Below are 23660 nucleotides of genomic sequence, written 5' to 3'. Positions count from 1 at the left end.
GGTGGAATACCTGGTCGGCGTCGCCGTGCTCGTCGGCGTGCCCGCGATCGTGCTGTGGCGGGTCATGCGGGGCCGCCGCGACCTGGGCACCAGCCCGGCGGAGCGGGCCACGTTCGAGACTCTGCACACCGCCTCGCTGGCGGGGCCGCCGCTGCGCGCGGGGCTCACCGCCGACGGCGCCCAGCGGGCCTCGCGTCACCTGCGCGAGCTGCTCGGCTCGGCCGCGCTCGCCATCACCGACGGCGAGCGCCTGCTCGTGTACGACGGCGCCGGCGACCATCACGCCGAGGACGCCTTCGAGCACGCCAGGGCGACCCTGCAGGACGGCCGCACCCAGGTCCTGGCGATCGACTGCGACCTGCTCGAATGTCCGGTCAGGAACGCCGTCGTGGTGCCGCTCACCACCGACGAGCGGGTCGTCGGCGCGCTGACCGCCTACGGCACGCACGCCTCCGCCGGGCTCGTCCGGGCCGCCCAGGAGGTCGCCGGCTGGGTCGACTCGCAGCTGGAGCTGGCCGAGCTCGACCGTTCGCGCACGCTGCTCATGGAGGCCGAGGTGCGGGCGCTGCGCGCGCAGATCTCGCCGCACTTCATCTACAACTCGCTGACGACGATCGCCTCGTTCGTCCGCACCGACCCGGAGCGGGCCCGCGAGCTGCTGCTGGAGTTCGCCGACTTCACCCGCTACTCCTTCCGCAGGCACGGCGAGTTCACCACGCTGGCCGAGGAACTGCGCTCGATCGACCGCTACCTCATCCTGGAGCGGGCCCGCTTCGGCGACCAGCTCCAGGTCACGCTGCGCATCGCGCCCGAGGTGCTGCCGGTGGCGGTGCCGTTCCTGTGCCTGCAGCCGCTCGTGGAGAACGCCGTGCGCCACGGCCTGGAGAGCAAGGACGGCGTCGGCCGCATCTCCATCGTGGCCGAGGACGCCGGGGCCGAGTGCAGCATCAGCGTCGAGGACGACGGGCTCGGCATGGACCCCGACCGGCTGCGCCGCGTCCTGGCCGGGGAGAGCGCCTCCGACGGCGGGATCGGCCTGGCCAACGTGGACGAGCGGCTGCGCCAGGTCTACGGCGACGAGTACGGGCTGGTGGTCGAGACCGGGCGCGGGGCGGGCACGAAGGTCAACGTCAGGTTGCCGAAGTATCACCCGGGCGTCTCGGCCCGTTGACCTGGATCTTCGTTGTCGGTTTTATCACTGTCTATGGCACAACTTCGGGTCCTCGCGGTCGACGACGAGCTTCCCGCCCTGGAAGACCTGTCGTACCTGCTGCGTGCCGACCCGCGGATCGGCGAGGTGGCGACCGCCAGGGACGGCTCGGCGGCGCTGCGGCTGCTGGACCGGGCGATCGCCGAGGGCAGGCCCATCGACGCGGTCTTCCTCGACATCCGGATGCGCGGCCTCGACGGGGTCGTGCTCGGCCGGCTGCTGTCGCAGTTCGCCAACCCGCCGCGGGTGGTGTTCGTCACCGCGTACGAGGAGCACGCCGTCGACGCGTTCGAGATCAAGGCCGAGGACTACCTGCTCAAACCGGTGCGGCCGGAGCGCCTGGCCGAGGCTATCCGGCGGGTGGCCGTCTCCGCCGACGTGCCCGCCGACGGCGGTGAGAGCGACACCATCCCGGTCGAGCTGGGCGGCGTGACCCGGTTCGTCTCCAGCGCCGACGTGATCTACGTGGAGGCGCACGGCGACTACGCCCGCCTGCACACCGCCACCGGCAGCCACCTCGTGCGCATCCCGCTCGCCACGCTGGAGGAGCGCTGGTCGGCGGCCGGGTTCGTGCGCGTGCACCGCAGCCACCTGGTCGCCGTCAAGCACATCGAGGAGCTGCACATCGACTCCGGCCGGTGCTCGGTCCGCGTCCACGACACCGAGCTGCCCGTCAGCCGCCGCCACACCCGCGAGCTGCGCGACCTGCTCGTCCGCCGCGCCAGGAAGGGGCGGCACGAGTGAGCCCCGAGCCGCGGCCGGGCCGGCGCACCGCCGTCACCAGCCCGCGCACCGCCGCCGCCCGCCGGCCCCGCCGCCCCGCCACCCGGGAGATCGACGAGCAGACCCACCTCGGCGAGGTCTACATGCGCTCGCTGCTGCGCACCCAGTTCCGGCTGGCGCTGTTCGTGTGCACGGTGCTCGGCTGCGTCGTGGGCGGGCTGCCGCTGCTGTTCCTGCTCATCCCCGAACTGCGCGACGCCCACCTGCTCGGCGTCCCGCTCCCGTGGGCGGTGCTCGCCGGGCTCATCTACCCCGCCTTCGTCATCGGCGCCTGGCTGTACGTCCGGCAGGCCGAGCGCAACGAACGCCACTTCGCCGACCTGGTCGACCGTTCATGAGCCTGGCCGCCGTCGTCGTCGTCATGGTCGCGGCCGTGCTCATCGGCGCCTTCGGCATCCGCTTCTCGCGCACCACCTCCGACTTCTACGTCGCCTCCCGCACCGTCAGCCCGCTGTGGAACGCCTCCGCGATCGGCGGCGAGTACCTGTCGGCGGCCTCCTTCCTCGGCGTGGCCGGGCTCATCCTCAGCTACGGCGTCGACATGCTGTGGCTGCCCGTCGGGTGGACCGGCGGCTACCTGGTGCTGCTCGTGCTGGTGTCCGCGCCGCTGCGCCGCTCCGGCGCCTACACGCTGCCCGACTTCGCCGAGGCGCGGCTGGAGTCCATGGTGGTGCGGCGCACGGCCAGCGTGCTCGTCGTGCTCATCGGCTGGCTCTACCTGATGCCGCAGTTCCAGAGCGCCGGCCTGGTGCTGCGCACGATCACCGGGGCGCCGGTGTGGGCCGGCGGGCTGCTGGTGGCCGTCGTGGTCGCGGTCAACGTGCTGTCGGGCGGCATGCGCTCGATCACGTTCGTGCAGGCGTTCCAGTACTGGCTGAAGCTGACCGCGCTGGCCGTGCCGCTGGTGTTCCTGCTGATGGCGTGGAAGGCCGACGGCGCCCCGGCGCTCGACCCGGTGGACGCCGCCGTCTGGCAGGTGCCGCTGGCCGGGGCCAAGGACTACGCCCTGTACTCGACGTACTCGCTGATCCTTGCCACGTTCCTGGGCACGATGGGGCTGCCGCACGTGCTCGTCCGCTTCTACACCAACCCCGACGGGCGGGCCGCCCGCCGCACCACGCTCGTCGTGCTGTCGCTGCTCGGCGCCTTCTACCTGCTGCCCGCGCTGTACGGCTGGCTCGGCCGCATCTACGCGCCCGACCTCGTCCGCACCGACGCCGTGGTGCTGACGCTGCCGGCCCGCATGGTCGGCGGCACGCTCGGCGACCTGCTGACGGCGCTGGTCACCGCCGGGGCGTTCGCGGCGTTCCTGTCCACCTCGTCCGGGCTGACCGTGTCGGTCGCCGGGGTGATCGCCCAGGACCTGCTCAAGGGCGGCGTGCGCTCGTTCCGGATCGCCACGCTCATGGCCGTCGCCGTGCCGCTCGGGCTGGCGCTGTGGGCGCGGGCGCTGCCGGTCGCCGACGTGGTGGGGCTGGCGTTCGCGGTCGCCGCCTCGTCGTTCTGCCCGCTGCTCGTGCTCGGCATCTGGTGGCGCCGCCTGTCCACCACCGGCGCGCTCGCCGGGCTGTTCGTCGGCGGCGGCCTGGCCTGCTCGGCCGTGCTCGCCACCATCACCGGCGGCCCGTACGAGGGCCTGGCGGGCGCCCTGCTGGCCCAGCCCGCCGCCTGGACGGTGCCGATCGCGTTCGCGGTGATGGTGTCGGTGTCGTTCCTGACGCCCGACCGGGTGCCGCTGGGCGTGGCCAGGACGATGGTCCGCCTGCACACCCCGGAGAACCTCGACCTCGACCGGGGCGACTGGCGGCCCCGGGGGTGACGGGCGGGCGCTGTCCTAGGGTGGGCCGTCATGGATGACGAGTGGATCTGCGCCCGGCTGGGCGAGGACGAGCCGTGGCAGCTCGGCGCGGTCAACCCGCCGGTGTTCGGCAACAGCGTGTTCACCTTCGGCTCGATGGCGGAGCTCGGCGCGGCGATCAGGGACGAGGACGAGCGCTACGTCTACTGGCGGGGCACCAACCCGACCGTCGACCTGCTGCAGCGCAAGCTGGCCGCGCTGGAGCGGGCCGAGCGGGCCAAGTGCTTCGGCTCCGGGATGGGCGCGATCTCGGCGGCGATCTCGTCGCTGGTGTCGGCCGGGGACCACGTGCTGGTGCTGGGCGCCGTCTACGGGCCGACCACGCAGTTCCTGCGCTACCTGGAAAAGTTCGGCGTCACCCACACGCACGCGGCCGACCTGGCGGCGTGCGAGGAGGCGGTGCGGCCCGGCACCCGGCTGCTGTACTTCGAGTCGCCCTCCTACATGCGCTACGAGATCTTCGACCTGGAGGCCGTCGCCGGGTGGACGCGCGGCCACGGGCTGGTGACCGTGATGGACAACACCTGGTCGACGCCGCTGTTCCAGAAGCCGCTGACGAAGGGCGTGGACCTGGTCGTGCACTCGCTGTCGAAGTACGCGGGCGGGCACAGCGACGTGGTGGGCGGCGTGGTGGCGGGCCCGGCGCGGCTGATCAGGCCGCTGGCGCTGACCGAGTACCAGCTGTACGGCGCGGCCATGTCGCCGCACGACGCCGCCCGGGTGATCAAGGGCCTGCGCACGCTGCCCGTACGGATGGCGGCGCACCAGGAGCGCGGCCTGGCGGTCGCCGCGTTCCTGGAGGGGCATCCGGCGGTGCGCCGGGTCAACCACCCCGGCCTGCCCTCGCACCCAGGCCACGGTGTCGCGCGCGGCCAGATGTCGGGCTTCTCCAGCCTGTTCAGCGTCGAGCTGGACACGGACTTGCGCGCCGAGGTCGGCGCCTTCCTCGACGGGCTGCGGCACTTCCGGATCGGCGTGTCGTGGGGCGGGTTCGAGAGCCTGGTCAACGCGCCCGCGCTGACCGTCGAGGAGAGCGTACGGGCCACCATGCAGATCCCGGTGGGCCTGGTGCGCCTTGCGGTCGGCCTGGAGCCCGCCGCCACGCTGATCGAGGACCTGGGCGGCGCGCTGGGCGGAATCGCCTGACCGTTCGTCGTACATAAGGGACCATTCACCGCAACCCCTGACCAGCTGAACGCCGTTGGGCGGCGGCTCGCCGAACAGCCCTGCGAGACCCCTCCACCGCGGGTAGGTTGCGCTCTTACCTTGTGCGTGATCCGCATCACAGTGGAGGTCTCGTGACGACCAGAGAACATGACGCGTCCGTATACGAACAGGTGCAGAGGAGCAGCGAGTTCCAGGAGCTGAAGAGCCGCTTCAGGCGGTGGACGTTCCCCATGACGGCGGCCTTCCTGGTGTGGTACCTGCTGTACGTGGTGCTGTCGGGATGGGCCCGCGACTTCATGGGCATCAAACTGCTCGGTGACATCAACGTCGGGCTGATCCTCGGGCTGCTGCAGTTCGTGACGACGTTCCTCATCGCCTGGGCCTACTCCAGGCACGCCGGGAAGAAGCTCGACCCGATCGCCGACAAGCTCCGCCACGAGGTCGAGGAGAAGACCAAGTGAGCTCCACCACCCTCGCCACGATCCTCTTCCTCGTCTTCGTCGCGGCCACGCTCGGCATCACCTTCTGGGCCAGCCGCCAGACCAAGACCGCCGCCGACTACTACGCCGGCGGGCGCTCCTTCAGCGGCGTGCAGAACGGCCTGGCCATCGGCGGCGACTACATGTCCGCCGCCTCCTTCCTCGGCATCGCCGGCATCATCGCGCTGTCCGGCTACGACGGGTTCCTCTACTCCATCGGCTTCCTCGTGGCGTGGCTCGTCGCGCTGCTGCTGGTGGCCGAGCTCATGCGCAACTCCGGCAAGTTCACCATGGCCGACGTGCTGGCCTTCCGGATGAGCCCGCGACCCGTCCGCACCGCCGCCGGCGTCTCGACCATCGTCGTCAGCATCTTCTACCTGCTCGCCCAGATGGTCGGCGCGGGCGCCCTGGTCGGCCTGCTGCTCGGCATCACCTCCGAGGCCGGCAAGGTCTGGACGATCGTCGCCGTCGGCGCCCTCATGATCGTGTACGTGGTCTTCGGCGGCATGAAGGGCACCACCTGGGTCCAGATCGTCAAGGCCGTGCTGCTGATGACCGGCGCCGCCCTGGTGACCGTGCTGGTGCTGGGCAAGTTCGGCTTCAACCTGTCGGCGCTGCTCGGCCAGGCCGCCGCCACCAGCGGACCCAAGGCCAACCCCGACAGCTTCCTCATCCCCGGCCTGAAGTACGGCACCGAGGCGCAGGGCATCGCCGGCAAGATCGACCTGATCAGCCTCGGCCTCGCCCTCGTGCTCGGCACCGCCGGCCTGCCGCACATCCTCATCCGCTTCTACACCGTCCCCACCGCCAAGGACGCCCGCAAGTCCGTGCTCTGGGGCATCGGCATCATCGGCGTCTTCTACCTGCTCACGCTCGTCCTCGGCTTCGGCGCCGCCGCCCTGGTCGGCAGGGAGGCCATCGTCGCCCAGGACCCCGGAGGCAACACCGCCGCGCCGCTGCTCGCGCTCCGGATCGGCGAGGAGATCTTCGGCTCGGTCGGCGGCACGCTGCTGCTGGCCTTCATCGGCGCCGTCGCCTTCGCCACCATCCTGGCCGTGGTCGCCGGCCTCACGCTCGCCTCCTCCTCCAGCTTCGCCCACGACCTGTACGCGCACGTCTTCCGGCGCGGCCAGGCCAGCGAGCGGCAGGAGGTCGTCGTGGCCCGGATCTCCGCCCTGGTCATCGGCGCCGTCGCCATCGGCCTGAGCATCCTGGCGCAGAGCCAGAACGTCGCCTTCCTGGTCGCCCTGGCCTTCGCCGTGGCCGCCTCGGGCAACCTGCCGGCGATCCTCTACAGCCTGTTCTGGAAGAGGTTCAACACGACCGGCGCCGTCAGCGCCATCTACGGCGGCCTGCTGTCCGCCCTGGTGCTGGTGATCTTCTCGCCGGTCGTCTCCGGCAGCAAGGCCGCCCTGTTCAAGGACGCCGACTTCGCCTGGTTCCCGCTCAGCAACCCGGGCATCGTGTCCATCCCGCTCGGCTTCCTGTGCGGCTGGCTCGGCACGATCCTGAGCAAGGAGTACAACGCGGCCAAGTACGCCGAGATCGAGGTCCGCTCCCTCACCGGGGTGGGGGCGGAGAAGGCCGCCGACCACTGACGGCCGCCGCGGGCCCGGCACCCCCTCCGCCGGGCCCGCCTTCCCCCGCCGCCCCGGCCACGCCATGATCGTCGGGTGAGCAGACACGGGTACGACCCCTTCGGCAGCGACGAGGCGATGGACGTCCAGGACCACCTGCACGGCCTGGCCGACCCGCTGCCCGCGCTGGTCCAGATCCTGGAGGCGGTGCACGCCGAGGACAGCCTGATCCTGCCGGACGTCGCCGAGGCGGGCCTGGCCGCCGCCGGCGAGGTGGCCCTGCTCCTCGACCCGGCGCTCGACCCGTCGTTCCCCCGGCTGCCCGTCCCCGTGGACGACCGGCTCCGCACGACCGCGCTGGAGGTCATGGAGTCGCTCGTCCAGCCGTGGGACCGGCGCACCGGCGCGTGCTGCCTGTACGGCCTGTGGCGCGACCCGGACGGGGACGCGCACTACCGTCGGGCGCTGGAGCCGTACCTGCGGGCGCTGGCCGCCGGGGCGCGCACCTGCCTCGACCCGCCGCACGATCCCGGCTACTCCTGGACGACCATGCCGCCCCGCGACGCCCGCCGGGCACGAGCCGACGACGAGGAGCGGCCGGGGCCCTTCGCCGGCGACGAGCGCCGGGCGGAGGCGGCGCGGTTGTCCGCCCTCGCCCACGCGCCCGCCGAGCAGGCGCTGGTGCGGCGGCTCGGCCTGCCCGCCCACGAGGCGCGCCGGCTCGCCGGGGCCTTCGTGCGGGCGGCCCGGACGCTGGCCGACGGCCTGCGGCACGACGCGGCGGCGCTCGGCGACGACGCCCCGGCCGACGAGGGCCCGACCGACGTGGGCCCGGCAGGCGTGGGCCCGCACCGCGTGCGCACTCTCGCCGACCTGGGCCCGCACCGGGTGCGGGCCCTGGCCGAGCTGCCGTGGCCGTACGCCGGGGCCTACGACGACGCCTTCACCCGCCGCTTCCTCGCCACGGTCGAGGACGTCGGCCACCGGCTGGCCACGAAGGGACGCCTGCGCCCCAAGACCGTCGCCGAGGACCTGGCGCTGCTGCTCGTGGTGCACCACGCGGTCGAGCTCGCCCCGGTGTGCGAGCCGGAGCGGGCCGAGGCGGCGGCGGGCCCGGCCGGGCGGCTGTCAGGAGCCCTCGCCACCCCGCCGTCCGCCTACCGCCTGGCGCGCGTGCTGCCGCAGCTCGCGCACCTGAGGACGTTCCCGGAACCCGTACGGATCCCGCCGGACCGCTGGTTCAGCCCACCGGCTCGGCCCGCAGCCGGGCGGAGTGCTTCACCAGCGTGATGAGCACCTCCCGGCTGGAGTGCCGCCGCCGCGCGTCGCACAGGATGATCGGAACCGACGGGTCGAGCTGGAGCGCCAGCCGTACCTCGTCGACCTCGAACGTCGGCGCGCCGTCGAAGCAGTTGACCGCCACCACGAACGGCGTGCCGCGCCGCTCGAAGTAGTCGACCGACGGGAAGCAGTCGGCCAGCCGCCGCGTGTCGGCCAGGATGACCGCCCCGAGCGAACCCTCAGCCAGCTCGTCCCACACGAACCAGAACCGCTCCTGCCCGGGCGTGCCGAACAGGTAGAGGACGTACTCGTCGCCCAGCGTGATCCGGCCGAAGTCCATCGCGACCGTCGTCGTCCGCTTGGCCTCGACGCTCGACAGGTCGTCGACGCCGACGCCCCGGTCGGTCAGCACCTCCTCCGTGCGCAGCGGCCTGGTCTCGGAGACCGCGCCGACCAGCGTCGTCTTGCCCGCGCCGAACCCTCCGGCGATGAGGATCTTGATCGCCGTCGGCAGGCGCGGGCGGTCAGAGCGATCGAAGACCATCGAGCACCGCCCTGTACATCTTCATGTCACGCATGTCCACCTCGGATTGCGGTTCCTGGGCCGAGACGAGCTCCCTGTCGAACAGGTCGCCGAGCAGCACGCGGATGGTGCCCGCGGGCAGGTCAAGATGGGCGGCGATCTCCGCCACGGATTTCGGTTCGCGGCAGAGCCGGAGGATCGAGTGGTGCTCCGGGTCGAGCCCCGCCTCCGGCCCCGGCGGCGGCCCGACGGAGACCGCCATGGAGATCAGGTCGAACTTGCCGTGCACGGGCGCGGTGCGCCCGCGCGTCACCACGTACGGACGGACGATCTCGGGGTCGACCCAGTGCTCCTCGGTCACAGGTCGCTCCCGGCCCTGGCCCCGGACGTCAGGTACTGGCCGACGCGCGCCACCAGCATCGCCATCTCGTAGGCGACCAGGCCGATGTCGGCGCCCTGCCCGCAGAGCACGGCCAGGCACGCCCGCTGCCCCGCCACGGTCACCACGAGAAACTGCGAACGCCATTCCACCACCGTCTGCTTGACCGGGCCGCCGCCCACGTGCTCGGAGACGCCCTTGGCCAGGCTCTGCAGGCCGGAGGCCACGGCCGACAGGTGCTCGCCGTCGGTCCGCTGCAGCCCGGCCGACGAGGCCATCAGCAGCCCGTCGGACGACAGCACGATCGCGTGCTCGGCGTCCTTCACGCGGCCGACCAGGTCGTCGAGAAGCCAGTTCAGGTCTGTGCCGGCACCCGGTGTCACGTATCGCCTCCTGCCCGCTCGTCCATGAGTTTGGCCGCCTCGGTCCTGCCGAGCCGGGTGCCCGACTGCAAAGATCCCATCCGCGCCCGGATCTCCTCCGGGGTCGGCTCGTCCTCGTCCCGCTCGGGCTCGGGCGGGACGGCCGGGGTCTCCTCGCGCAGCGCCGGGGCCAGGTTCGCCTGCGGCACCCGCAGGGGGAGCCCGCCGGGCGTGAACCTCGCCGCCTCGCCGTCGCCTTCCGCGCTCCTGTCCGGCTGGGCGGTCGTGGTCGCCTCCCCTTCTGACGGCCCGGGGTCCGGCGGCTCGGCCTCCCGGGCGTCCTCCGGCGCCGCCGCCACCTTGAGCGGCCGCACGTTCTCCGTCGGCAGCGCCCGCACGTTCTCGCCGGGCAGCGGGCGGCCGGCGTCCGCGGGGGCGCGCCGCACGGCCGTGGCCGTGCCCGCGCCCTGACCAGCGGACTGACCCGCCGGGCCCGGCACTCCCGCCAGCGCCGCCGGGCGGCGGGGCAGGCTCGCCACCGGCTCGCCGCCGGGCTCCGGCCCCTCGCTCAGCTCCACCAGCTCCTGCGGCAGCAGCACCACCACCGTGGTGCCGCCGTACGGCGACGGCTTGAGCACCACCTGGATGTCGTGCCGCTCGGCCAGCCGGCTCACCACGTACAGCCCGAGCCGCGCCGTGCCCGTGATCCGGAACTCCGGCGGGTCGGCGATCCGCTCGTTGGCCGCCGCCAGGTCCTCGGGCTTCATGCCCAGCCCGCGGTCCTCGATCTCGACCACGTACCCGTTGGCCACCATCTGCCCGCTCACCTGCACGCTCGTGTACGGCGGCGAGAACGACACGGCGTTCTCGATGAGCTCGGCCAGCAGGTGGATGACGTCACCCACGGCCCGGCCGACGAGCACCACGTCGCCCATCGGCATGAGCGTGACCCGCGTGTAGTCCTCGACCTCGGCCAGCGCGCCGCGCACCACGTCGACCATCGGCACCGACCGCCGCCAGGTGCGGGCGGGGGAGGAGCCGGACAGCACGATGAGGTTCTCGGCGTTGCGCCGCATGCGGATGGCCAGGTGGTCCAGCCGGAAGAGCTCCTTCAGCTCCTCGGGGTCGGTCTCGCGGCGCTCCATCACGTCCAGCACGGTGAGCTGCCGGTGCACCAGGCCCTGCGTGCGGCGGGCCAGGCTGAGCAGGATGTCGCGGATGCTGCGCCGCAGCTCCGCCTGCTCGGCGGCGACGCTCACCGCGGTGCGCTGCACCGTGTTGAACGCCTGTCCCACCTGCCCGATCTCGTCGTCGCCGAAGTCCAGGTCGGGCACCTCGCGCGAGACGTCCACGACCTCGCCGTGCCCGATCCGCTCGACCACGCCGGGCAGCCGCTCGTCCGACAGCTCGTGCGCGGCGTCGCGCAGCTTCTTGAGCTGGGCCAGCAGCGACCGCGTCGTGGTGATCGACAGCACGATCGAGGCCACGACGGCGACCAGGCCGAGCCCGCCGGCCAGCAGCAGGCGGGCGATGACGCCGACCGCGCCGGGGACGGCCCGCTCGACCAGCCGGTCACCGCCGTCGGTGATGATCTTCTCGATGCCGGCGCGGGCCGGCTCGGCGGTCGCCTGCCACTCGGCGGCGGTGACCGGCGGCGGCCCGGCGTTGTCGATCTGCGTGACGAGCCGCTGTTCCAGCTCCTGCAGCCGCAGCGCGGGCTTGCTCCTGGTCCACGCCTCGTACGCGGCCCGGTCGGGCGCGGGCAGCTGCTCGGCGGCCTGCTCCAGGTTGTAGCGGTAGATGCCGGTGCCGCGCACGAACGCGGTGTACTCGGCGGGCGTGAACTGCCCGCGCGCCAGCACCCGCGCCACCATCGCGTCGGTGCGGGCCAGGCTCTCGCTGGCCCGGCTGAGCGCCAGCATGGTCCGGGCGTCCTTGGCGATCTCCTTGTCGTCGAGCGAGGCCACCGAGTCGAACATGTCGTAGAGCGAGTCGATGATGTGGTCGTACGCGCTCGCCGCCGTCATGCGGCCCGGCCCGGCCGCGTCGATGGCCTTGCGCGTGGCGGGGAGCTTGGCGACGCTCGTGAGCGCCTCGTTCAGGCGGCCGGTCAGCACGTCGTCGGCCGCGAGCTGCACCAGGGTGCCGCCCGCGCTCTCCCGCAGGGCGGCGCCGGCGGCGTCGGTCCTGGCCCGCTGCTCGCGCAGGGCCTGGCCGGGCAGGGGGCCGCCCGCGCCGATGCCGGCCATCGTCAGGCGGCGCTCGCGCTGGAGCTCGGCCAGCAGCCGTTCGCTGGGCTGCACCGCTTCGCTGTCGACCGTGGTGGCGCCGACCAGGTTCACGCCTTCGCGCAGCGTCACCCATGCGGCGAACGCCCACAGCGCGACCAGGGACACCAGCAGTGCTGTCACCTTTGTTCGCACGCGCGTATTGCGCAAACGCATATAAGCCATCCAGGTAAGGGGATTGCGTCAAACTGGAAGTCAAGCTATAGAGCGATATTTCCGACATCCAGTGCCGGGCTTACCTTAGCAATGGCTCAAACCCACCTCAAGCCGGGTACCTGCCCGTTAATAGCGTTACGTCCGAATTTGTCCTGTCTTCGCCTTGGTCTCGCACAGGTGTAACGCCGCCAGGATCGCGGACCGTACGATCGCGAACGGCGTGTAAAGGTCCTTGTCATGCCACAACGGCGGATGCTCCGAAATATCCGCTACCGTGCGCAAATACCGATATCCACGGTCGACGGCAGACTCGTACTGCTCGTCCAGTTCCCCGTCGCACGCGAGCAGCGTCTGCAGCGCGTACGCGGTCTCCTCCAGCGTGCCCTCCCAGCGGCCCCACGAGCCGTCCGGCCGCTGCGCGGACAGCACCCACGCGCGAGCCCGCCGGATCGCCTCCGCCCGCCCCGGCCCGCCGTACTCGCCGAGCGCCAGCACGCAGCTCAGCGTCGCGTAGAAGGGGGAGGCGTGCCAGCGGTCGTCCCAGCTCCCGTCGGGCTGCTGCCGGTCGGCCAGCAGCGCCGACAGCCTGCGCACCACCGGCGCGTACGCCCGCGCGCGGTCCGGGCGGCGCGCCGCGTACGCCCCGAACGCGTCCAGGACGTGCGCGTTCACGCTCACGGAGAAGCCGTCCTCGCCCTGCCAGGTGCAGAAGTGCGTGCCCACGTCGAACTCCAGCAGGCTCGCCGGATCGTGCGGCTGCCCCACCAGCGCCAGCGCGTACAGCGCCACGGACGTCGTGTCGGCGTCCGCCGGCAGCCCCGGACCGGCCGGCGTGCCCGCCGGGCCGATCGCCGCCCGCAGGTCCGCCACCATCTCCGGCGGCGCCGTCACCGGCACCCCGGCCCTGACCAGCCAGCTCAGCACCCATCCGCGCTCGAACACGGTGATGGGGAACCCCACCGGCACCGGCCCCCCGTACCGGCTGACCACCGCCTCCAGGTGCGCCCGGACCACCTCCCCCTGCCCCCCGTCCGCACCGGGGACGAGGCCGCCGTCGAAGGGAAACGACTCCCGGGAGGCGGCCCCGTCGGAGCGGACCGGCCCGTCCGGGACGAGGCCGCCTTGGGACCGGGAGCGCCCACCGGAGGCGCGGGACGCGTACCCGCCGGGCCCCTCCGGGACGTGGAGGTCGGCCGGGACGTGGAGGTCGGCTGGGGCGTGGAGGTCGGCTGGGGCGTGGAGGTCGCCGGGGGCGGCCGGTCCGGCCAAGAGGAGCGGCCCCGCCACCGTCGCCGGCCCCGTCGGGACCGGGCGCGCCGGGGCGTCGAGCAGGGCGGTCCTTCCCGCCGGCCCGCGGCCCGCGAGCGCGTCGGCGGGCTCGCCGGAGCGCGTGCCCGGACGCGGGTCCGGACGCGGGTCCGCGTGTACGGCGCCGAGCCAGGCGGCGGTGGCGGCGGGGGAGGCGCCGACGGTGCCGATGGGCGTCGGCCGCACCGCGTGCGCGTTGCCCGCCGCGGGCCCCGCCACCTCCAGCGCGTGCAGCAGCTTCTCCGGCAGCGCGGCCCCGGACCGGACCACGTGCCGGAGCCGTTCGACCCGCGCGAAGTCCATCCCGTCGGGCAGCGGCAGCGGCGCCCCCACCCCGTGCGCGTTGATGAGCGCGACCAGCGACGGCACGATCAGCTCCACCGCCGGCATGTCGGGCAGCTCCACCGGCCCGGCCAGCCACGGCCGCAGCACCCGCAGCCCGCGCTCCGCCGCCTCCCGCAGCTCGGCGTCATGTTCGGCCCCGGAGGCGCCGCCCGCCGACAGCAGCGCCTCCGTGGCGCTCAGCGTCGGCACCAGCCCGTACCCGTCGGGCGCCCCCCACGACCCGTCGGGAAGCTGCCGCTCCAGCAGGTACGCGACCCGTTCGCGGTGCCCGGTGAGCCACGGCGCGAGCGTGACGAGGCGGCCCGTCTCGTAGATGGACGCCGACACCTGCCCCCACGGCAGCGCCATCAGCGTGGAGACCAGGGCCGCCGCCTCGCGGGCGACGTTCACAGCGCCCCCCAGAAGTCCGCCAGGCCGTAGAAGCCCGTGTTGAACGTCAACTGTCGCTCCAGGTAGAGGGCGGTACGCGGCGCGGTGTCGCGCAGCGGCTCGATGAGGGCGACGGCGCGCTGCGACAGCTCGCCCATCCGGGCCGTCACCTCGGCCTGCCCGGCGCCGAGCGTGAGCGCGTTCACGTCGCCCCAGCCGGCTTCGCGGTCGCGGGTGGCGAGGTCGTTCAGCAGCCGCAGGTAGCGCTGCACCTCGTCGCCGACGGCGCGGACGCGGTCGAGGTTGGCGAGCGTCCACGGGTCGCCGGTGACGTTCCAGTGCGCGAGGTTGACGAACGAGGAGCCGGTGCTGTCGGCGTTGTCCAGGTACGTCGCCAGGTCCGGCCGGTCGCCGGTGCGCCAGTCCCATTCGCGGGCCATCGCGGCCAGCATGCGTCCGAGCTGGTCGCGCCAGGCGGGGGAGCCGGCCTCGTCGCGCAGCTCGGCGAGGAAGCGGGTGGCGGGGGTGCGCGGTTCGGCGCCGTCGGCCACGGCCAGGCAGGCGCCGACGAGGTCGGCCACCTCGTCGCGGGAGGTGGCGACGTGGTCGATGAGCAGGTCCACCGCGAACACCCACAGCGCCGCCCGGTTGACCGCGCGCAGCTCGCGGGCCGTCGCCCAGGGCGAGCCGAACGCGCCCACCAGCGCCAGCGAGTGGTAGAACCCGGCGTCGAACGGCTTGGCGGGGAACAGCTCGGGGTGCCGCCCGGCGTCGCGTGCCAGCTCGCGGGCGCACTCGACGGCCAGCGCGCAGGTCCGCCCCAGCTCCGCGCCGCCGACGGCGGGCATCGACCCGTCGATCCCGCTCGTCCGGCCGGTCCCGCTGTCCGCGATCATGACCGTGCCGCCGGGACGAGCGTCAGCGTCAGCCCCGCCGTGGGCCGCAGCGTCGAGGCCAGCCGGGGCGCCACCGGCCCGGGCGTGTGCAGCACCGGCCGGTACGAGCGCAGGATCCCGGCGAGCAGCAGTTGCGCCTCCATCATGAACAGGTGCGGCCCCACGCACGAGTGCGGCCCGGCCGCGAACGGGAAGTACGCGTACCGCGACCGCCGTCTCTCGTTCCCCGGCGCGAACCGTTCGGGGTCGAACTCCAGCGGGCGCTCCCACACCTGCGGCAGCCGCTGCGTCAGGAACGGGCTCAGCACCACCGTGGCGCCCGCCTCGATCGCCACGCCGTCGATCACGTCGTCCGCGAGCGCCTTGCGCGGCAGGATCCAGCCCGGCGGGTACAGCCGCAGCAGCTCGCTGAGGAACATCCGCAGGTACGTCAGCGCGGGCAGGTGGCCGACCGTGACCGGACCGTCGCCGACGACCCGGCTGATCTCCTCGTACACCCTGGCCGCGATCTCCGGATGTGCGTCGAGCACCGGCCACACCCAGGTCAGCGCCGTGGCGGCGGTCTCGGTGGCGGCGCCGTGGATGGCCACCATGTCGTCGCGCACCCGCCGGTCGCCCTTGTCGGCGTACGGGGCCCGGCACAGCGCCGAGACGACGTCGCCCGCCCTGTCTCCGCTGCCCTCGCGCTGCCGCGCGTGCTCGATGCGCGGGTACACGACCTCGTCGATGGTCGCCACGGCACGTCCGAACGCCCGGTCGCCGGGCATCGGGCAGCGTTGCGGCACCGACGGCAGCACGAGCCTGATGGCCCGCGCCGTCACGCCGGTGTCGTAGGCCGGGGCCAGCCGGTCGATGTCCGCGCCGGAGATCGACTCGCCGAAGAACAGCCGCACGGTCGTCGCGTGCACGATCGCGGACATGGCCGCCGCCACGTCGAACGGCCGCCCCGGCGCCATCGTCCCGTCCACCAGCTCGGCGATGATCGCGGCCATCCGCTCGCCGAGCCCTTCGAGCTGCCGGGCGGTGAACAGCGGCTGTACGATGCGCCTGCTCTCCGCCCAGTCGGGGCCGTCTGACAGGATGCCCTTGCCGATCAGCGGCGCCAGCGGGTCCCAGAACATGCCCTCGCGCACGTAGTTGGGCTGGTTGCCGCGTAACACGTGCTGGACGTGATCGGGATGGGTGATCAGGTACGGCTGGAACGGTCCCATGTTCAGACGGACCAGCTCGCCGCCCGCCCGGGCGCCGGCTTCCTCGAAGGCGTCGATGGGAGAGCGGTGGTGCCTGGCCAGCGCGCGGAGGAAGGGGAGGGTCCTGGCTCGTCTGGCGGCTTCGGTCCCGGTGGACACGCGGCTCTCCTCCATGTCCGTCTCAGCTGTCGGACATCTCCTGACAAAAGTTAGTGATCAGGGTGGAGTATCACATGATGCTGCATATAGATTCAAGATCGTACGTTGGGTAGGAGATGTCATGACCGTCGGCCAGTCCGCGGCCCCCGGCCCCGCCGGCGACGCGATCGCCCGCTGCCGCCGGCTGCTGGAGCCCGCGCTGCGGGAGGCCGTGTCGGGCCTGCATCCGTGGGGCGCCAGGATGGCCGCGTTCACGCTCGGCTGGTCCGACGTGGACGGGCGACCGGCCGACGGCGACGGCGGCAAGCACCTGCGGCCCGCCATCGCGATGCTCGCGGCCGAGGCCGCCGGGGCGCCGCTCGAGGCCGGGCTGCCGGGCGCGGTCGCGGTGGAGCTCGTGCACGCGTTCTCGCTGGTGCACGACGACATCATGGACGCCGACGAGCGGCGCAGGCACCGCCAGGCGCTGTGGAAGGCGTACGGCGTGGGGCCCGCCCTGCTGACCGGCGACGCGCTGCTCGCGCTGGCCGTCGCCCGGCTGGCGGGGACCGGCGAGCCCATGCGCCACCTATCCAGGGCGCTGGTCGAGCTCGTCCAGGGGCAGACGCGCGACCTGGCCTTCGAGAGCCGCCCCTGGCTCGGCCGCGACGCCGTCACCGTCGCCGAGTACGAGGTGATGGCCGCGGGCAAGACCGGCAGCCTGCTCGCCGCCGCCGCCGCGACCGGCGTCGCGCTCGGCGGCCGGCCCGAGCTCGCCGAAACCGCCTGGGACATGGGGTGCGCGTTCGGCGTCGCCTTCCAGATCTACGACGACGTGCTCGGCATCTGGGGCGACCCGGCCGTCACGGGCAAACCCATCCACAGCGACCTGCGGCGCGGCAAGAAGACGCTCCCCGTCCTGGCCGTCCTGTCCGCGGGCGGCCCGCCGGCCGCCGAACTGGCCGCCGCCCTCGACGCCGCCGCCCTGGACGGCCCCGCCCCGGGTGACCCCGCGCCGGGCCACGCGGCCCCGGGCGACGACGCCGTACGGCACGCCGCCCGGCTCGTCGAGCACGCCGGAGGCAGGCGGGCGGCCCTCGACCTGGCCGCCCGGCACGCCGCCTCGGCCCTGGAGCTCATGGACGCCTGCCTCCCCGGCGACACCGCCCTGCGCGCCCTCTGCCTCGCGCTCGTCGACCGCATCCGCTGACCCCGGGCGAGGCCGTACCGGCTGACTCCGCCGAACCACGTCGCACTCCGCTGAACCCCGCCGAACCCCGCCGACGCCCGTCGAGCTCCGCTGCCTCGCTCCCGGATGCGGCGGAACCGTCAGGAGCGGGAGGCCTCGTCGAGGAGGGCGAGCTCGTCGTCCGACAGCGTCAGCTCCGCCGCCGCCAGCAGCGGCCCGAGCTGCGTGAGGTCACGCGCGCTGGTGATCGCCGAGGTGATCGTCGGCTGGGCGGCCAGCCACGCCAGCGCGACCGTGGCGGGCTTGACCCCGCGCTCGGCGGCCACCTTGGCCAGCGCCTCCAGCGTGCGCAGCCCGTACTCGAACTTCAGGTAGCGGGCCGCCTGGGCGGCACGCGGGCTGTCGACGGTGACGCCCGGCGCGTACTTCCCGGTCAGGAAGCCGCGCGCCAGCCCGAAGTACGGCGTGCTGGACAGCCCCTCGCGCTCCACGACGTCACGCAGCTCGCCCTCGTAGCCGCGCTCCACCAGGTTGTACGGCTGCTGGAGGGCGACGTACGCCGGCAGGCCCTCCTCACGCGCCACCTTCAGCGCCTCGGCGAGCCGGTCGGCGGCGTAGTTGGAGGCGCCGACGTGCCGCACCTTCCCCTCGGCGACCAGCTCGCCGAACGCGCCCAGCGACTCGGCCAGCGGCGTGTCGGTGTCGTCCACGTGCGCCCAGTAGAGGTCGATCCGGTCGGTGCGCAGACGGCGCAGCGAGTTCTCCACGGCGGTGCGGATCGTCCGCGGGGCCAGGCCCTTCAGCCCCTCCAGCGTGCCGACCTTGGTGGCGAGCACGAGCGTGTCACGGTTGCGGCGGGCGGCCATCCACTCGCCGATGAAAGACTCCGACGTGGACTCGCCGGTGACCCAGTACGGGTAGACGTCGGCGGTGTCGATGAAGTTGCCGCCGGCCTCGGTGTAGGCGTCGAGGATCGCGAACGAGGTCTCCTTGTCCGCCGTCCAGCCGAAGACGTTGGTGCCGAGCGCTATGGGGTGCACGGACAGGTCCGTGGTGCCGATCGATCTCATCTCGTCATTATCGGCACGTCCGGCCCGAAGATCGGGGAGCCGCGCGAGCCGCGGGGCTAGCCGGAGGCCGGGGCGGCGGCGTCGCTGTAGGCGTCGGCCTCGGCCGCCACGCCCTCCAGCAGCTCGTCCAGCGCCGCCCGCAGATGCCCGGCCAGGCTCCACACATCGGACATGCGCTCCGGGCACGCCACCACGCCGAAGTCGAGCATGCCGTCGTAGGAGAAGCACGTGATGCTGACGCCGCCCGTCATGTCCGTCAGCACCGACATCGGATAGTACGACAGCACCCGCCCCCCGCACAGGTAGAGCGGGAACTGCGGGCCGGGGACGTTGCTGATGATCAGGTTGATCGGAGGGAACGCCACCGACGCCAGCCGGAAGATCGCCGGAGTCGCCAGGGCGGTGACCGGCGCGGGCAGCATCGAGCACAGCTCGTCCAGCCACCGCGCGGGCGCCACCGCGAACCGCCGCTTGGCCGCCGCCATCGCCGCCCCGACCGTGCGCAGCCGTACGCGGGCGTCGGGCTCGTGAGTGGGCAGCGGGGCGATCAGCGCGGAGATCTGGTTGCCGACCGCGTCCCGCGCCTCCGGCTCCCGCACCGCCACGGGCACCGCCGCGACCAGCGGCCCCTCTGGCAGCGCGTCCCGCTCCGACAGCCACGACCGCAGCGCCGACGTGCACAACGCCATCACCACGTCGTTCACGCTCAGACCGTACGCGCGGGCGACGGTCTTCACGTCCTTGAGCGACACCGACCCGAACGCCAGCCGCCGTCCCGCGCTGATCGGGCCGTTGAACGGCGTCCGCGGCGCGATCACCCCCGGCCCCTCCGGCACCTCCGGCCGGGGCCGCCGATCACCCGCCAGCGCCCGCGCCGCCCTGGCCACCAGCCGTGCCCCGGGCAGCGCCCCGGCCAGCGGGATCACGTCCAGATCCGCGGCCGCCCGCACGAGCGCCCCCGCCGCCCGCACCGGCTGCCCCGCCACCCGCGCCACCGCCCCGGCCAGCATCCCCACCACCCCGGGCTCCCCCTCCCACCCGTACGCGCCCGCCTTGCCGGCAGCCGGCGAGGAGCCAAGCCCCTCCCCGCCGACCGCGGCCCTGGGCTCGGAGCACGCCACGCCCCCGTCGGCAGCAGCCGCCGAGGGGCCGAACCCTCCACCGCCAACTGCGCCCCCAGGTTCGGAGCAGGCCCCTACCCCGTACGCGCCCCCGTCGGCACGGGCTTCCGCCGCGCCCCCGTCGGCACGGGCTGCCGGTGCGTTGCCGGTGGCGAGGTGCCCCAGTAGCGGGGACGCGTCCGAGCCGGTCGGCGCGAGGACCTGACCGGCCGGGCCTCCCGGGGTCACGGACGCCGGCTCCCGGGCGGCGGACGTCGGCTCCAGGGCGGACGTCGGCTGCCGGGCGGCGGACGCCGACTCCGGGCCAGGGGACGCCGACCCCCGGCTGGGGGAGGTCGTGAGGCCGGTGGGCAGGGGGCCGTCGGGGGTCAGGTCGAGGAGGGCGGCCAGCGTTTCGGCGCCCGAGACGCCGTCGATGGCCGCGTGATGGACCTTGGTGTAGACGCCGACCAGACCACCGGCGAGCCCGTGGATGAGGTGCATCTCCCACAGCGGACGCGCCCGGTCCAGCCGCCGGGCGTGGATCCGCGCCACCGCCTCCGCGAGCTGCCGATCCCCGCCCGGAGCCGGGAGCGTCAGCTCGAACAGGTGCTGGTCGAGGTCGAGCTCCGCATCGGTGACCCAGTAGGGCCGGTCCAGCCCGAACGGCACCTCGGCCAGCCGCAGCCCCAGCGCCGGGGCGAGGTGGAGCCGCCGCCGCAGGAGGTCGGCGAGCGCCTGCCGGTTGAGCCGTCCGCCGGCGGGGTCCACGATCGCCAGCCCCGCCACGTGCGCGGCGGTCGTCGCGGACTCGACGTTGAGGAACTGCGCGTCGAGCGCGGTCAGCTGGCGCATCTGCTCTCCTTTTCCCCAGCGACTTCCCCAGCGACTTCCCCAGCGAGTAAGCCGACGATCGCACAGAAGAATTTCCCGGACGTTTCCGCGAAAGTCTTACAGATGAATTCGGCGGCCCCGTGCGGCCCATTCGCTGATTGGCCAGCTCAGCGCGCTTCCGTGACATTTCCCTAACCGAGGACCACCTGCACCGGATGCCGGACGACGGCGCCGAACCCGTAGCCCTGCGGATGCCACGGCGCCTCCATCGGCTGGGTCGCGCCGGTCTCGTCCGTCGCCCTGGCCATCAGCACGTGCCGTCCCGGCCGGTTCGGCGCCCACTCCACGTGCCAGGGCAGCCAGGCTCTGACCAGGTGGTGGCCGTGGTGTTCGGCGGTGCGCCAGGTCGTGCCGCCGTCGACGCTGACCTCCACCCGGACGACGCGGCCGTGCCCGGACCACGACCTGCCGTGGAGCACGAGCGGCAGGCCCGCCGGCAGCGTCGCGTCCCAGGGAAGCTCGAACGCGCTCTTCACGGGGAGTTCGGTGACGTCGCGGTAGAACTCGGTGTTCCACGGCGTGAATACCGGCCGGGTGAGAACTTCGATGTCGCCCAGCCACTTGATGGACGCTATTCCCGCCCATCCCGGCACCACCAGGCGCACCGGAAATCCATGGTCGTGCGGGAGGGACTCGCCGTTCATCTCGTACGCGACGAGGACGTCGTCCATCGCCTTGTCCGCGGGCAGCGGCCGGCGCACCCGGCCGTAGTGCTCGAACGGCGCGTCGAGCCCCTGGGCGAGCACGTCCACGGCCTCGCGCCGGATGCCGGACGCCTTCAGCAGGTCGCGCAGCGGCACCCCCCGCCACCGCGCCACCCCGACGGCGCCCAGGCCCCACGGGGTCCCCGGCGCGGGCTCGCCCTGCTGCGTCTCGTAGAAGCGCCGCCCGTTGCCCGCGCACTCGATGGCGGCGTCGATCGTGCGCGACGGCATGGCGAGCAGGTCGTCGTAGGAGTAGCCGGCCGCCTGCCGCAGCCCTTCGCCGTGCACCCGCAGCCGCCAGGTGGCCGCGTCGATGATCGGCGTGTAGGTGTGGTTGCGTACGAAGAACCGGTCGGTGGGCGTGTGGTAGCCCTGGCCCGCCATGCCCTCCCAGCGCATCTCCGCGCCGCTGTCGCGCAGCACGAACAGGCTTGCCGGCACCGGCTTCACCATCGTCACCAGCGAATGCGCCATGCCTGACCTCCCACCTCTCCCCATCCACATTTCCTACCTGTTAACCATGTAATCGGCCGCAGCGCAAGCCACACCCTCCTCCTCCGATCGATTCCCCCTTCACCGATCCATGCCCAACGGTGACAACCGGTAACATCCCGCCCCCTCCCCGGGTGGCCCGGGGAAGGACGGTGGCGTGAGGCAGGCGGGCCCAGGGCCGCCCGGTCAGCGGCCGAGGAAGGCGAGCAGCCGGTCGAGCGGCCAGGCGTTGATCACGTCGTCGGCGGTGAGCCAGGCGCGCTGCGCGATGCCCACGCCGAACCGCTGGTGCGCCAGGTGCGGGATGGCATGCGAGTCGCTGTCGACGGAGAACTTGACCCCGTGGTGCTTGGCCAGCCGCACCAGGTCGGAGGGCAGGTCGGAGCGGTCGGGGTAGGAGTCGATCTCCATGGCGGTGCCGGTGCGCGCCGCCGCGCGGAAGATCGCGTCCCAGTCGGCGTCGACCGGCTCCCGCTTGCCGATCTTGCGGGTGGTGGGGTGGCCGATGATGTCCACGTACGGGTTCTCGCAGGCGGTGATGAAGCGCCGGGTCATTTCGTCGCGCGGCATCGAGAAGTGGGAGTGGACCGACGCCACGCACACGTCGAACGTGCGCAGCACCTCGCCGGGCCAGTCGACCGACCCGTCGGGCGCGATGTTGAGCTCGGTGCCGTGCAGGATGCGCATGCCGGGATGGCGCGGCTGCAGCGCGGCGACGCGCTCGCGCTGCTCCAGCGCCTTGTCGAGGGTCATGCGCTGCATGGCCAGGTCGGGGGCGTGGTCGGTGACGGCGTAGTAGGAGTAGCCCCGGGCGGCGCCGGCGGCCACCATGTCCTCCAGCGAGGCGATGCCGTCGGTGAGGTCGGTGTGCGTGTGGAGGTCGCCGCGCAGGTCGGCCAGCTGGAGCAGGGCGGGCAGCTCGCCGCGGAGCGCGGCCTGCACCTCGCCGCCGTCCTCACGCATCGGCGGCGGCACGAACTGCATGCCGAGCGCCGCGTAGATCTCCTCCTCGGACTCGGCGGCGATCACCCGCTCACCGTCGAACAGCCCGTATTCGGACAGCTTCCAGCCCTTCTTCACCGCCATCTCCCGGATGGCCACGTTGTGCTCCTTGGAGCCGGTGAAGTACTGCATCGCGGCGCCCCACGAGCCCGCGGGCACCACCCGCAGGTCGACCTGCATGCCGGAGGTGGTGCGCACGGACGTCTTCTTGTCGCCGGCCGCGATGACCTCGGCCACGTACGGCTGGGCGCGGAAGGCCGTCATGATCGACTCGTCGGCCACGGCCAGGATGTCGATGTCGCCGATCGTGTCCTTCATCCGGCGCAGCGAGCCCGCGTAGCCGATGCGCTCGGCCTCCAGCGAGCCCATGACCTGCTCGGCCAGCGCCATCGCGACGCCGATGTGGACGCGGCGGCCCGACTGCTCCAGCTGCTCGATGCCCTTGGCCAGGTTGGCCAGCGTCTTGGGGCCGAGGCCCTTGACCCCGTCGAGGCGGCCGGCGGCGATCGCCTCGCCGAGCGCGACGGGCGAGTCGATGCCGAAGTCCTCGAACAGCATGATCGCGGTCTTGGGCCCGAGCGAAGGCACCCGGGTCAGCCGCCGCACCCCGTCGGGCACCCGCCCGCGCAGGTCGTCGAGCTGCCGGAAGCTCCCGCGCTGCAGGAACTCCTCCATCTTCTTGGCGATCGCCTCGCCCACGCCGGGAACGGCGCGCACGTCGACGGCCGCGATGTCGTCGGGGTAGCCGGCGATCGCCTTGGCCGCCTTCTGATAACTGCGCACCCGGAACGCGTCGCCCCCGGTGAGCGCGAACAGCTCCGCGTATTCCTGGAGGGCGGCCGCAGCCTCCTCGTTTGCCCGTGCCATGGCCCCAAGCTTAGAAGCCCGCACCGACAGTCC

At 73.3% G+C, this 23660-nt stretch carries 20 protein-coding genes; 9 read left to right on the top strand and 11 right to left on the bottom strand.

Annotated features, from left to right (window positions below):
• Nucleotide 1: 1 nt before the first annotated feature.
• From ACWDXC_RS09285 to ACWDXC_RS09250, 8 genes are all read left to right on the top strand, one after another.
• A complete protein-coding gene (locus tag ACWDXC_RS09285; protein ID WP_449979921.1) occupies nt 2–1171 on the top strand; it encodes a sensor histidine kinase in 1170 nt (389 codons plus the stop codon).
• A gap of 33 nt (nt 1172–1204) precedes the next feature.
• On the top strand, nt 1205–1954 hold the full coding sequence (locus ACWDXC_RS09280; RefSeq protein ID WP_219507432.1) for a LytR/AlgR family response regulator transcription factor: 750 nt from the start codon (nt 1205–1207) through the stop codon (nt 1952–1954).
• Nucleotides 1951–2331 (top strand): hypothetical protein, encoded by a 381-nt coding sequence (locus ACWDXC_RS09275; protein WP_219507430.1) that lies wholly within the window; start codon nt 1951–1953, stop codon nt 2329–2331. The genes ACWDXC_RS09280 and ACWDXC_RS09275 overlap by 4 nt, the downstream gene beginning before the upstream one ends.
• Nucleotides 2328–3812, top strand: coding sequence for a sodium/solute symporter (locus ACWDXC_RS09270; protein WP_364168783.1), 1485 nt, complete (start codon nt 2328–2330; stop codon nt 3810–3812). The genes ACWDXC_RS09275 and ACWDXC_RS09270 overlap by 4 nt, the downstream gene beginning before the upstream one ends.
• A 30-nt stretch (nt 3813–3842) precedes the next feature.
• Nucleotides 3843–4997 (top strand): trans-sulfuration enzyme family protein, encoded by a 1155-nt coding sequence (locus ACWDXC_RS09265; RefSeq protein WP_449979916.1) that lies wholly within the window; start codon nt 3843–3845, stop codon nt 4995–4997.
• A 152-nt stretch (nt 4998–5149) separates the two neighbouring features.
• A complete protein-coding gene (locus ACWDXC_RS09260) occupies nt 5150–5479 on the top strand; it encodes a DUF485 domain-containing protein (protein ID WP_219507426.1) in 330 nt (109 codons plus the stop codon).
• Entirely contained in the window at nt 5476–7095 is a 1620-nt protein-coding gene (locus ACWDXC_RS09255; RefSeq protein ID WP_449979914.1) for a solute symporter family protein, read from the top strand. Before ACWDXC_RS09260 ends, ACWDXC_RS09255 begins: the two co-directional genes overlap by 4 nt.
• Nucleotides 7096–7170: 75 nt before the next feature.
• Complete coding sequence (locus ACWDXC_RS09250) at nt 7171–8364, top strand: hypothetical protein (RefSeq protein WP_449979911.1); 1194 nt, start codon at nt 7171–7173, stop codon at nt 8362–8364.
• Here ACWDXC_RS09250 and ACWDXC_RS09245 read toward each other — a convergent pair.
• The 7 genes from ACWDXC_RS09245 to ACWDXC_RS09215 all read right to left on the bottom strand — a co-directional run bounded on the left by ACWDXC_RS09245 (nt 8315) and on the right by ACWDXC_RS09215 (nt 16330).
• Nucleotides 8315–8899, bottom strand: a complete 585-nt coding sequence (locus tag ACWDXC_RS09245) for a GTP-binding protein (RefSeq protein ID WP_219507421.1) — start codon at nt 8897–8899, stop codon at nt 8315–8317. The two genes, ACWDXC_RS09250 and ACWDXC_RS09245, sit on opposite strands and share 50 nt — an antisense overlap.
• Nucleotides 8880–9239 carry a DUF742 domain-containing protein gene (locus ACWDXC_RS09240; protein ID WP_219507419.1) on the bottom strand — a complete coding sequence of 120 codons (360 nt, stop codon included), beginning with the start codon at nt 9237–9239 and terminating at the stop codon, nt 8880–8882. Before ACWDXC_RS09240 ends, ACWDXC_RS09245 begins: the two co-directional genes overlap by 20 nt.
• On the bottom strand, nt 9236–9640 hold the full coding sequence (locus tag ACWDXC_RS09235) for a roadblock/LC7 domain-containing protein (protein ID WP_219507418.1): 405 nt from the start codon (nt 9638–9640) through the stop codon (nt 9236–9238). The genes ACWDXC_RS09240 and ACWDXC_RS09235 overlap by 4 nt, the downstream gene beginning before the upstream one ends.
• Nucleotides 9637–12042 (bottom strand): nitrate- and nitrite sensing domain-containing protein, encoded by a 2406-nt coding sequence (locus tag ACWDXC_RS09230; protein WP_449979908.1) that lies wholly within the window; start codon nt 12040–12042, stop codon nt 9637–9639. Before ACWDXC_RS09230 ends, ACWDXC_RS09235 begins: the two co-directional genes overlap by 4 nt.
• A 156-nt stretch (nt 12043–12198) precedes the next feature.
• Nucleotides 12199–14106 (bottom strand): prenyltransferase/squalene oxidase repeat-containing protein, encoded by a 1908-nt coding sequence (locus ACWDXC_RS09225; RefSeq protein ID WP_449979905.1) that lies wholly within the window; start codon nt 14104–14106, stop codon nt 12199–12201.
• Nucleotides 14103–14981: a terpene synthase family protein gene (locus ACWDXC_RS09220; protein ID WP_449979902.1), complete on the bottom strand. Its 879-nt coding sequence runs from the start codon at nt 14979–14981 to the stop codon at nt 14103–14105. The genes ACWDXC_RS09225 and ACWDXC_RS09220 overlap by 4 nt, the downstream gene beginning before the upstream one ends.
• Nucleotides 14978–16330 (bottom strand): cytochrome P450, encoded by a 1353-nt coding sequence (locus ACWDXC_RS09215; protein WP_449979900.1) that lies wholly within the window; start codon nt 16328–16330, stop codon nt 14978–14980. Before ACWDXC_RS09215 ends, ACWDXC_RS09220 begins: the two co-directional genes overlap by 4 nt.
• A gap of 121 nt (nt 16331–16451) precedes the next feature.
• On the opposite strand from ACWDXC_RS09215, the gene ACWDXC_RS09210 reads away from it, so the two are divergent.
• Complete coding sequence (locus ACWDXC_RS09210; RefSeq protein WP_449979897.1) at nt 16452–17519, top strand: polyprenyl synthetase family protein; 1068 nt, start codon at nt 16452–16454, stop codon at nt 17517–17519.
• A 119-nt stretch (nt 17520–17638) separates the two neighbouring features.
• Here ACWDXC_RS09210 and ACWDXC_RS09205 read toward each other — a convergent pair whose 3' ends face one another.
• The 4 genes from ACWDXC_RS09205 to polX all read right to left on the bottom strand — a co-directional run bounded on the left by ACWDXC_RS09205 (nt 17639) and on the right by polX (nt 23627).
• Nucleotides 17639–18568, bottom strand: coding sequence for an aldo/keto reductase (locus ACWDXC_RS09205; RefSeq protein WP_449979894.1), 930 nt, complete (start codon nt 18566–18568; stop codon nt 17639–17641).
• A gap of 56 nt (nt 18569–18624) precedes the next feature.
• Nucleotides 18625–20523 carry a wax ester/triacylglycerol synthase domain-containing protein gene (locus ACWDXC_RS09200; protein WP_449979891.1) on the bottom strand — a complete coding sequence of 633 codons (1899 nt, stop codon included), beginning with the start codon at nt 20521–20523 and terminating at the stop codon, nt 18625–18627.
• Nucleotides 20524–20693: 170 nt separating this feature from the next.
• Nucleotides 20694–21740 carry a sulfite oxidase gene (locus ACWDXC_RS09195; protein ID WP_449979888.1) on the bottom strand — a complete coding sequence of 349 codons (1047 nt, stop codon included), beginning with the start codon at nt 21738–21740 and terminating at the stop codon, nt 20694–20696.
• 204 nt (nt 21741–21944) lie between these two features.
• Nucleotides 21945–23627 (bottom strand): DNA polymerase/3'-5' exonuclease PolX, encoded by a 1683-nt coding sequence (gene polX, locus ACWDXC_RS09190; protein ID WP_357590709.1) that lies wholly within the window; start codon nt 23625–23627, stop codon nt 21945–21947.
• Nucleotides 23628–23660 lie beyond the last annotated feature (33 nt).

It is taken from the genome of Nonomuraea sp. NPDC003214 (genome assembly GCF_053590035.1).
Note: the sequence above shows the minus strand (reverse complement) of the source record. Positions and strands in the feature narration are given on the sequence as shown.